The organism is Mucilaginibacter sp. P4_E8 (assembly GCF_056401495.1).
This window is the reverse complement of sequence record NZ_JBFUJG010000150.1, coordinates 1-11021: the sequence shown is the minus strand read 5'-3', so window position 1 is coordinate 11021 and position 11021 is coordinate 1. Positions and strand designations below refer to the sequence as shown.

Genomic DNA, 11021 nt, shown 5'->3' with positions numbered 1-11021 from the left:
TTCCGTTTCAGGGTGAGGTCGTTCGTGTTGATGCGCATAGCTCTTAATTTAGCTATTCTTGTCCTCGAATTATCTGACCTTTACAATTGCGAGGTACAAAGCAATCCCCTACTTACAGAGCCGCCCTGTATAGCATAGAGATTGCTTCGTACCTCGCAATGACGCGTGGATAAGGTAATTCCGAAATCGAACATCCGAAATCCCAAATCAATCTTAATATTTCCCTACGATCACTTTATAAAACTGATCGAAATTTAAATATTTGTTGGCCAGTTCCTTTAGCTCAACCGCCGTTACATTTTTTACTGTTGATGCATATTGATCGTAATAATCATAATCCAAACCAGCAAAATAGATGCTTTTAAACTTATCAGCATGCGAAAAAACATTCTCCAGGCTACCCAGTAAAGAACCCAGCATAAAGTTGCGTACCAGCGATAGTTCTTCGTCGGGCACCAGTTCGGTTTTTAACAGGTTGATCTCTTTTTCAATTTCATTTATTGCCGACCTGCAAACATCAGCACTTACCTCTGTAGCGATAAAGAATGCCCCGCCTTGTTTAAACGAGCCCAGGCCCGAGCCAATGCCATAGGTATAACCCTTATCCTCGCGGATATTAGCCATCAGTCTTGAACCAAAATACCCGCCCAAAACCGTATTTAACACTTGCAGGGGCTGAAAATCGGGATGGTTACGATTTATTACCGGCAGCCCTAACCTAATGGCAGATTGCAGCGCATCTGGTTTTTCGGTAAAATAAAACAGTTCTTTGGCAGGCTGCAGTTCGGGCTGTGTAATATCAGTCGGGGTTTCGCCATTTGTCCAGCTTTTATCAAACGTGTCTTTTATCAACGTTAAAGTGTCTGGTTCAATTTTGCCAGCAATTATTAACGTACAGTTTGATGGCTGGTACATTTGTTTAAAGTGCGCCAGCATATCATCGCGCTGCAGACTTTTATAATTATCAAAAGTTGCACCCAAACCATAAATGGTATCGCCGTATATGGCTTTATTAAAATCGCGGCGGGCAACAACATCATTTTTTTGCAGGCTTACCTGTAGTTTTTGCTGTTGGTTGCGCTTAAACGTTTCCAGCTCTTTTTCGGGAAAAACAGAACCGGTAAGGATATCCATAATAACCGGTAGCGTATGGTGCAAATGCTTGTTTAAGCTATACAACGTAACCTGCGAATTTTCATAAGCATAATCTACCTGCAAAAAGGCGCCGTAAAAGTCAATTTTATCGGCAATTTGCGCAGCTGTTAAGGTGTTGGTACCCTCGGTAAGCATGGTATTAACGGCCATATTAAGCAAAGGCTTAGCGGTATCAAAGCGCAGGTTGTTAAATATCCATTCTATACGCACCAATTCCTGGTCGCCTGAGTTAAAGCAATAAACATTGCAGCCGTTGTCCAGCTTAGTGTGTTCTGGTTTAATCAGGTTTATATTATCAATAGCCTTAAAATCCGGGGCTAATTTTCTGTCGATCATGTTGATGATTATTTAGTTTTTATTTTTGTCTGAACCGGGATTACACAGATTGAAGGATTAACCATGATTTTTTTTATGCAAATCAAATCCAAATAATCTAATGAATCTGTTTAATCCAGATTCAGACAGCTTTTGTTCAGACAGCGCTTAATTCAGTTTTCTCGGCGAGGTAAACCAGCGTTGATGAATTATCTTTCCTGAAAATTTTATTGGCCACAGCCTTTATCTGCCTGGTGGTTACCTCCAGGTATTTTGCCGTTTCGTGATTCAGCAAATCAGCGTCGCCCAATAATTCAAACGATGCCAGGTTCATGGCCTTATCCAGTAATGACATTTCAGAGAACACCATCGTCGATTCTGTTTTGTTTTGCACTTTGGTCAGCTCATCTGCCGGAATTTCCTCGTTCTTAACTTTCTCCAGTTCTTCCCATAAAGCTGCTTCGGCCTGCTCAATGCTGATATTTTCGAGCGGCTTGCCTTCCAGTACAAACATCCCTTTATCTAAACTACTGGTGATGTAAGCATGTACCTCACTAAAAATTTGTCTGTCCTGTACCAAACTACGGTACAAACGAGATGAATTGCCACGCGAAAGCACATCAGACAACAGCTCAACTACATAATAATCATCATCCAGCCTCGCCCCCATCTGAAAAGCAATATACACATCGTTAAGCGGCACTTTTGCAGTAACTGTTTCGCGGCGTTCTTCATGCTGCTCGGGCTCCTGCGGCAAATTACGGTGGTATTTTTCGCCAGCCGGAATTGGTGCGAACCATTTTTCGGCCAGTTGTTTTACCTGCTCCAGTTTTACATCTCCCCCAACAACCATAATGGCGTTTTGAGGAGTGTAGTGCTTTTTGAAAAACGCTTTCACATCTTCAATACGGGCGTCCTCAATGTGTTTAATGGTTTTGCCAATAGTGGCCCAGCGGTATGAGTGCTGTTTGTAAACCAGCGGACGCAGTTTTAACCAAACATCGCCGTAAGGCTGGTTCAGGTAGCGTTGTTTAAACTCTTCTATCACCACATTGCGCTGCACCTCCAGGCTTTTCTCGCTAAAGGCAAGATTCAGCATGCGGTCGCTTTCCAGCCAAAAAGCGGTTTCGATATTGGCTGATGGCAGGGTGATATAATAGTTAGTGATATCGTTGCTGGTGAAAGCATTGTTCTCGCCACCTACTCTTTGCAGGGGCTCATCATAGCTGGGTATATTTACCGATCCGCCAAACATCAGGTGCTCAAATAAGTGCGCAAAGCCTGTTTGCTCAGGGTCTTCATCGCGTGCGCCAACATCATATAATATGTTAAGCACCGCCATCGGTGTAGTGTTATCTTCGTGAACAATAACCCGCAGGCCATTATCCAGCGTAAACTTATTAAACTTTACCATTTAGTAATTTTAATTTAAAAACGGATAAAGGTATAATTTTTACCTTGTGTGACTGTAATTACTGCGTATAAATTGCAAATAGTTTAAATCATATAGCTGATTGCCTGGTTAATGAGATGTGGTGTAAGGATTGTTGCCTATACCTATAACTCCATGATCCTTATCATCATAGAAGTAAAAACTTTGCCGGTTAACTTGCCCGTTATTAAACCGCAGCTCAATAGAATAACCATCTAAAACATAAGTACCGGCGCTATTTTTAGAAGAATAGGCCGAAACGCTGCCTGTGCTTCCGTTGTAACTGCCGCCACCAACGCTTTCATAGGTAAATTGGCCCTGGCTATTGAAGGTGATATACTTGGATGAAACCACCATGGAACCGCCTCCCATAGCCGTATTACCGCCACCGGATATAGAACCGTAAGTTCCGTTGAGCTTTTCATTTGGTTTTGCTGGCGATGCCCAGCTCCAGCCTGTCCATCGGTTAGGTTTAGTCATCGAACCATCCTTATTGCGATGGGTAACAATGAGCGCTTTTCCATCCAATTTCCAGGTGCCCCATTTTGTAGGTTCGCTTTGCCTTGWCTGCGCTTCATTAATATCAGCCGGACTTACTGTAAGGTGTTCGTAAAGACTGCCATTTTTTAACAACAGGTAAGGGAAATATACAAATATCAACATCCCTCCCACACCCAGGCGAGTTTCGCTGTGCAGCAACACACCTTTTATTTCGGCAGCGGCAATACCTTTCCCTGATCCATTTACCTGCGTGGGTTGTACTGCTGTAATTATTGTTTTTTGCTCGGTTGCTGCAACTCCGGGTGTATTTGTTTTAACCGGTGCCATCTCCTGTTTCAGGATAGCAACAAAATGATTGGCCGCCACATTGATGTAAGTGCCCGTATACTCCCTAAGCCTCACGATCTTGCCATAACGCACCGCATGATCGGGCCTTACATAAGCAAAATATATTACCGCCAGCTTTTTGCCTGAACCGTCGTTGGTTAAGGCAGAATAAGTAAGCAGATCTGAACTGTTATTAACCGTTTTTAAAACTCCCGGCGAGGTGCCTGAATATCCCGCTCCGTGCAGATCCTTTGTAGCAGCAGCCTTTAGCCATTCGCCCAGGTCAATACCATTACTTTTTTCAACAGGCATAATATCATATTCAAAATTAGCAGCGCTGTTTAGCAATGACGGAGGTATAAACCGGTAAGTATCCTTGTTTACTTCCATTTTCCAGCCAGGAATGGGTGGTATAATAGCTTGTGCATATAACAAAGCCGGGAGCAAAAAACCGGCAAGTAATAACAGGTAAGGTTTCATTAGTAAATTATTTATGGTTGTGATGTTCATGGATTTCCACAATTTTCAGACCAACAATACGACCATTTAGTGCCTAAAAGTTTACATTTGTTAGTAAACCATGCTTACCCCTCAACAACTCATAAAGCAACTCAGTGATACCATTGGTAAACCGGGGATACTGAAGCTGAGCCGGATATTAAAGGAGCAGCGTTTTCCCCTGCGCGATATTATTGATATTACTTTTCATCCTGATAAAGCCGTTGGTTTTAGGGCGGTATGGTTGCTGGAGAATGTTTTTTTAACTGATCCGGAAGGTTATCTGGATGACCTGCGTTACCTGATCTCGCGGTTTAAGGAGAACCGTAACCAAAGTTGTATGCGGCATTATGCCAAAATAATAATGCATGTAACTGATGCCAAAGCTCCCGAATCCTTACAATTAAAACTTAACGAAATTGATTTTGAACCGGTAGTTGAACAGCTTTTCGACTGGATGATAAACCCGAAGATCAAAGTCGCGGTAAAGATGTTTGCCGGAAATGCCTTATTTAATCTCAAAGATAAATTTCCATGGGTAGAAGAAGAACTTGCCAGCCAGCTTGAGTTTTTAATGCGCGATGGCGGTGCGGGGATGCGGGCCGGAGGAAAAAAGATATTGAAGGAGATAAAGAAATGATGTGCAGGTGTGCAGATTGAACTCAAACGCGTCATTGCGAGGTACGAAGCACAATCTCTACACAGGCAGGTACAACTTTCCTATTGGCTCTGTATAGCATAGAGATTGCTTCGTACCTCGCAATGACGTGGTTGGATTAATGCTTTTTCATCCCTACATCTAATCAGGCGCTTGGCCTATCCTCTCCATGCAGGTTATTACTTACCTGGTGGTGGTGCAGTTTTGCGGCAATAGCCGATGAACTATCGTCGGCGTAAGCGCCATATGCATTTACCAGCACACCCTTAAGGTTGTGCTTTGGCGATGATACTGCATAAACTATCGACGTATCATCGGGGTTACTGGCGCCTTCAAAGCGGTAAAACTCATCAATTTCAAATTCATCGGCAGTCATATGTATATTTTGAGCTTTATCACCTATAGTATCGCCATCTAAACTAAGGTTGGCAGTATATCCTCTTTTTAAAAGATCATTAGTGGCATCCACTAAAGTTTCGTAATTTCTCATGGTGATGTTTTGTTTAAGTAAAAGCAGTTATAGCTGTTTGTGCAGATATAACCGTTAAACAACTCATGTTGTTTGAACTTTTAGCGGAATAAGTTTCGCAGCTACCCAAATAAAAACTCCCGTTACTAAAGGCAACGGGAGTTTAAAAGTATGTTTTAAAGCCTCACTTTGGTGAGGTTTTGAATGAGCTTATTGAGCCTTAGCCAGCCACAAGGAAGCATTAAGGTGCAATGCCGGATGCGAGGTAAAACCTGATGGCGAATCGCCCGACCAGCCATTGAAAAGGTTATCAGCAGTATCGCCGGTGCCATCATCAGCAGGTGAGCTATCACCTATCCATACCACACGGCCAGTTCCGTAGGTGGCTAATAGTGCCATTGCATTACTATTGCCACCATTGGTAGCTGAGTTACGCCAAAACAAACCCTGTACGCTTGAGTTATTTGTAGGGAGCAGGGTTGCTGTTGAGCCGTTATAAAAAGCCAGTTTTGAAGCTGTACCAGCCGCGCCGTTCAATACTTTTTGCGCATTAGCATTGGTACCGGTATACACATTGGTTGATGGACCTTCGCTTATATCAACATAATTGATGTTAAAACCAAAAGGGTTGTTGTTGTTGATGCCGTTGTTGGTCATCAGATCATTCCAAACCCGTGGCGAATCAAAGCCATCACCATCCCTGTCTGACGGATTATAGCCATTGGCATCAGTCCCCGCAGTTGTGGCTGCAGTATGGTCGGCAATCATCATTAGTCCGCCGCCATTTGAAACAAAGTTCATCAGTGCTGTTTTTTCGGCAGCAGTGAATAAACGGTTAGGTTCAACCACTACAAACACATCATAATTACTTAAATCCTGCGGATTTGACGCGTTTCCATAAGTAAGGCTTGTACCAACCGGAAGCGTTTCAACCAACTCGCCAAGCTTAACCAGTGAAACCGCCCAAGATGATATACCACCTTTCCAGTAGGTTTCTGCAGTACTTGAAGTGATGCCGGTGTATGATGGTGTTGGTATGCGCTGAGCTTTTGTTTCGGTAGTTGAGCCGCCGGTATAAATTGGTACGCTTTCGGTGCCATCGGCATCTATCTGCCAATCGGCACTGCCGGCATTTTCAAGGTGACTTGCATCAAACAGGAATTTTTTTCCTGTAATTACAGTTCCCCCACCTGTGCCGCCATTATCATTTATGGTGATATCATCAATATTGATGCGGTTGGTTCCGCCGCTAAGCTTACGGATCTCTAAGCGGGCTGTACCGGTTACGCTGATGGTAAAAGTTTGGGTAGCCAGGGTTGAACCTGTAGTTATGTTAACGCCGGATTGTGCCCAGCTGCTACCACCATTTACAGAGTAAAACAAACCCCACTGGCTTGGTGTATCGCCGCCGAAGGTGGCATGCTTTATAGTTACGGTGCTTATTCCGGTGGTTACATCAAATAACATGGTGATCTTGCCTGTATTGCGTATACGTGCGCTCCATGAGCCGGCTTTTTGATCTGTACTTAAATTACCGATCAAGGCATCATACATATTCCATGAATTACCTGACAAGGTAACATTATCGCCGCTGCTTGAGCCTGTAGGCGAAACATCATAAGCCGTTTTAGGACTGGTTGAACCTACCTCGAACCCCTGGGTAAGGGATACGGCAAGCGTTTTAATGGTTTTGGCAGCTTCGGTTTTTACATCATTGGTGTTTTGAGCTGGCGGGGTACCATTTTTTTGGCAGCCAATTATCAGCATACCGGCCATAGCGGTAGCTACAAACAATAGCCTTGGATTAGTAAATTTAAGCATAGTGATTTGGTGAGTTTATATATAAGTTGATATTTATTAATTATACGGTAAACTTCCATAAAAGTTTATACCTCCATATTGCCCATATATTAACTTATTATTAAATATTGTTTAGTGGGTTAATCGGGTGGATTAAGTTCTCTAAACCATGATTCATCTGATTAAGGGATTACCAGGATAAAATTTCCTGGCTCATAGTCGCGGTCAAAGTCCCGTTAATCCTAAAATCCTATTAATCATGGTTCAGACAAACCAATTCAGTATATTTACATGTGGCAAACAGCGAAATACTTATTTATTTAAAAACCCAGGCTAAAAGGTGGTTATTAACGTCCACCTTATTAATAAGTTTTTTTGCCATTTCGGGATATGTAAGCAATAATCTGCCTAATAACAATAGAGCCCCCGATACCGAGGTTTTAGCCGATAAATCTTTCACTTTAAAAAGTGGCATTAGTTATAAAAGAGCGGCATTGTTCTTTTATAAAAATGCCCCCTCCTGTTTTATCAGGGGAAATTTTGACCTGAGAGTTTCGCTTTATAATGAGCTTGAGATTGGCCGGTATCAACATTTAAAACAACTTTTCTTATTTACTAAACGCACGGTTAACTACCCAATCAATCATCTGTACTATACTGCTGATCAGGGTCGGGATATCACTTCTTTGCAAATAGGCTGATCTGCCTGTTTGTCAATCAATTTCACAATATTTTATTGAACAGTTTAACCCGCTTTAAAGCAGTTTAAACGCTTATTGCTATCTGCATGAACAAGCTTAAAAAAATGCTGCGGCTTTTTTGCCTGGCATTGTTTTTACTATTGGCGGTAACCGGTATTGCCATAACCGGTGCCGCCCCAACCCTGGCAAAAAACCGGGAAAGAATTATAGACAATGAAACATTAATAGAAATGGTTGATGAGAAAAAAGAAGATGATGAAGAGGAAAAAATGTGAGTTGGTTTTTCCTTAGAGCTAATTGCCATCGACCGTTATTGCAAGGTATGAAGCAAATAACAAATTTGTCATTCTGAGCATAGCGAAGAATCTAATCGCCGAATAGATCCTTCGTTCCTCAGGATGACAAAGTGGTGAAGAGATTGCTTCGTTCCTCGCAATGACGTGTTTTTAATATATTTATTCAAATCTTTAAACAAGAAGAGCCGCCCATACCGGGCGGCTCTTCTTTATATGATGGAGTTATTATTTTATTATTTAACCGGTTCTTCCGAAGTCTTGGCTGTATTTAAAAACACAAAGTTGTTATCAAACATATCCACCTTTATAACGCTGTCCTTATCAATGGTGCCTGCCAGGATCTGTTTCGATAATTCGTTCAGGATCTTTTTCTGGATAACACGTTTTAGCGGACGGGCGCCGAATTGCGGATCATAACCAAGCTGGGCCAGCCAGTCAATGGCTTCATCAGAAGCTTCTATGGTAACGCCCATTTCGGCAAGGGTTTGTTTTACCTGGTTAAATTGCAGTTTCACAATACTGTGTATCTCGTCGCGGCTTAGCGGGGTAAACATGATGATCTCATCAATACGGTTCAAAAATTCCGGACGGATGGTAGCCCTTAACAAGGTGAACAATTCGTTCTTGGTTTTGGCTATCAGCTCATCGCGGTTGTCGTCTTCCAGTGTCTGGAAGTTTTCCTGTATAATGTTTGAACCAATGTTGGAGGTCATGATGATGATGGTGTTCTTAAAGTTCACCACGCGGCCCTTGTTATCGGTTAAGCGGCCATCGTCCAATACCTGCAGCAATATGTTAAACACATCTGGGTGGGCCTTTTCAATTTCATCAAGCAGCACCACGCTATAAGGTTTACGGCGTACGGCCTCGGTCAATTGTCCACCTTCATCATAACCCACATAACCCKGAGGCGCGCCAATGAGCCTTGAAACAGCGTGACGCTCCTGGTATTCGCTCATATCAATACGTACCAGCGCGGCTTCGTCATTAAACAAATACTCCGCCAGGGCTTTTGCCAGCTCGGTTTTACCCACACCGGTTGTACCCAAAAATATGAACGACCCGATTGGTCGGCGTTTGTCCTGCAAACCTGCACGACTGCGGCGTATGGCGTCGCTTATGGCTTCAATAGCTTCTTCCTGCCCGGCTACACGTTTGTGCAGTTCCTCTTCCAGGTGCAGCAGCTTTTCGCGTTCGCTTTGTATCATTTTTGAAACCGGTATACCTGTCCAGCGGGATACTACGCCTGCAATATCATCGGCAGTAACTTCCTCTTTCAGCATACGGCTGTCACTCTGGTTCTCCAACAAGGCGGCTTTCAGTTTTTCAACTTCAGCTTGTGCTTCTACAATGGTTCCGTAGCGTAACTCTGCCACTTTGCCATAATCGCCGGCACGTTCGGCCTGTTCAGCTTCCAGCTTATAGTTTTCAATCAGCTCCACCTTTTGATTTATTCCGTCAACCAGATCCTTTTCACCCTTCCATTTGGCACGTAGTGAATCGCGCTGGGCCGACAGGTTAGCTATTTCTTCGCTCAACTCTGCAACCTTACGGTCGTCTTTTTCTCGTTTTATAGCCTCGCGTTCAATTTCCAGCTGCATAATACGGCGTTCCAGTTCATCAACCACTTCTGGTACCGAGTCCATTTCCAAACGCAGTTTTGAAGCAGCCTCGTCCATGAGATCAATGGCCTTATCAGGTAAAAACCTGTCAGATATATAACGTTGCGACATTTCAACTGCGGCAATAATGGCCTCATCTTTTATCCGCACCTTGTGGTGGGTTTCATAACGCTCCTTTAAACCACGTAAAATAGATATGGCATCAGCGGTATCTGGCTCTTCAACCATTACTTTCTGAAAACGGCGTTCAAGCGCTTTATCTTTTTCAAGATATTTCTGGTATTCATTAAGGGTGGTTGCACCAATTGACCTTAGCTCGCCACGGGCCAGGGCCGGTTTTAATATATTGGCAGCATCCATGGCCCCTTCGCCACCACCGGCACCCACAAGTGTATGAATCTCATCAATAAACAGGATGATCTCGCCATCACTTTGGGTTACTTCTTTTATCACGGCTTTAAGGCGTTCTTCAAACTCCCCTTTGTATTTGGCACCGGCAATAAGGGCTCCCATATCAAGCGAATAAACCACCTTGGTTTTTAAGCTTTCGGGTACATCACCCTTAATAATCCTGAAGGCTATACCTTCGGCAATGGCTGTTTTACCCACTCCTGGTTCACCTATCAGTATCGGGTTATTTTTGGTACGTCGAGATAAGATCTGTATCACCCGGCGAATTTCTTCATCACGGCCAATAACCGGGTCTAACTTGCCCGATTCGGCATACTCGTTAAGGTTACGGGCATATTTATTTAGGGCATTGTAGGTAGCCTCGGCATTTTGATCAGTTACCTTGCTATCTCCACGTAAACTCACAATGGCCTTTTTAAGATCTTTTTCGTTTACTCCAAAATCTTTTAACATGGAGCTTATGGTTCCCCCCGATGCCAAAATACCTAATAATATATGCTCAACCGATACAAATTCATCCTTAAATTCCTTTAAATATCCCTGCGCTTTTTGCAGTGACGAATTGCTATCTGAAGAGAGATAAATATTGCTTCCGCTTACCTTAGGATACGAGCTTATCTGCGCATCGAGCATCTCATTAAGCCTGTTAAGGTTTACGTTTAATTTTTTTAATAAATAGGATATTACATTTTCATCAACCAGCAACAAGCCTTTTAACAGGTGTGCGGGTTCAATTGCCTGCTGTTGGTTACCAGCAGCAATTTCCGAAGCCTTTTGTACGGCTTCCTGGGCTTTTATTGTAAAGTTGTTAAAGTTCATATTGGTAGGTATTAATC

At 43.0% G+C, this 11021-nt stretch carries 9 protein-coding genes; 3 read left to right on the top strand and 6 right to left on the bottom strand.

The genetic code is table 11. The features are described from left to right. Nucleotides 1–213 precede the first annotated feature (213 nt). The 3 genes from AC1DRQ_RS26550 to AC1DRQ_RS26540 form a co-directional block, all read right to left on the bottom strand. Nucleotides 214–1491: a M16 family metallopeptidase gene (locus AC1DRQ_RS26550; RefSeq protein WP_477428394.1), complete on the bottom strand. Its 1278-nt coding sequence runs from the start codon at nt 1489–1491 to the stop codon at nt 214–216. A gap of 136 nt (nt 1492–1627) precedes the next feature. Further along, nucleotides 1628–2884: a M16 family metallopeptidase gene (locus AC1DRQ_RS26545; RefSeq protein ID WP_477428392.1), complete on the bottom strand. Its 1257-nt coding sequence runs from the start codon at nt 2882–2884 to the stop codon at nt 1628–1630. A gap of 108 nt (nt 2885–2992) precedes the next feature. After that, nucleotides 2993–4210, bottom strand: coding sequence for a hypothetical protein (locus tag AC1DRQ_RS26540; RefSeq protein WP_477428390.1), 1218 nt, complete (start codon nt 4208–4210; stop codon nt 2993–2995). A 100-nt stretch (nt 4211–4310) separates the two neighbouring features. Here AC1DRQ_RS26540 and AC1DRQ_RS26535 point away from each other — a divergent pair, with 100 nt between their 5' ends. Then, nucleotides 4311–4868, top strand: coding sequence for a hypothetical protein (locus AC1DRQ_RS26535; RefSeq protein ID WP_477428388.1), 558 nt, complete (start codon nt 4311–4313; stop codon nt 4866–4868). A 163-nt stretch (nt 4869–5031) separates the two neighbouring features. On the opposite strand, the gene AC1DRQ_RS26530 is transcribed toward AC1DRQ_RS26535, so the two are convergent. Together AC1DRQ_RS26530 and AC1DRQ_RS26525 are read right to left on the bottom strand one after the other, a co-directional pair. Next, nucleotides 5032–5376 carry a phosphoribosylpyrophosphate synthetase gene (locus AC1DRQ_RS26530; protein ID WP_477428386.1) on the bottom strand — a complete coding sequence of 115 codons (345 nt, stop codon included), beginning with the start codon at nt 5374–5376 and terminating at the stop codon, nt 5032–5034. 189 nt (nt 5377–5565) lie between these two features. Next, entirely contained in the window at nt 5566–7176 is a 1611-nt protein-coding gene (locus AC1DRQ_RS26525) for a hypothetical protein (protein ID WP_477428384.1), read from the bottom strand. A gap of 272 nt (nt 7177–7448) precedes the next feature. On the opposite strand from AC1DRQ_RS26525, the gene AC1DRQ_RS26520 reads away from it, so the two are divergent. Continuing rightward, on the top strand, nt 7449–7856 hold the full coding sequence (locus AC1DRQ_RS26520) for a hypothetical protein (protein WP_477428382.1): 408 nt from the start codon (nt 7449–7451) through the stop codon (nt 7854–7856). Between the two features lie 86 nt (nt 7857–7942). Beyond that, entirely contained in the window at nt 7943–8131 is a 189-nt protein-coding gene (locus AC1DRQ_RS26515; RefSeq protein WP_429399413.1) for a hypothetical protein, read from the top strand. A gap of 254 nt (nt 8132–8385) precedes the next feature. Here AC1DRQ_RS26515 and clpB read toward each other — a convergent pair whose 3' ends face one another. Beyond that, nucleotides 8386–11004, bottom strand: a complete 2619-nt coding sequence (gene clpB, locus AC1DRQ_RS26510; RefSeq protein WP_477428395.1) for an ATP-dependent chaperone ClpB — start codon at nt 11002–11004, stop codon at nt 8386–8388. Between the last annotated feature and the right edge of the window lie 17 nt (nt 11005–11021).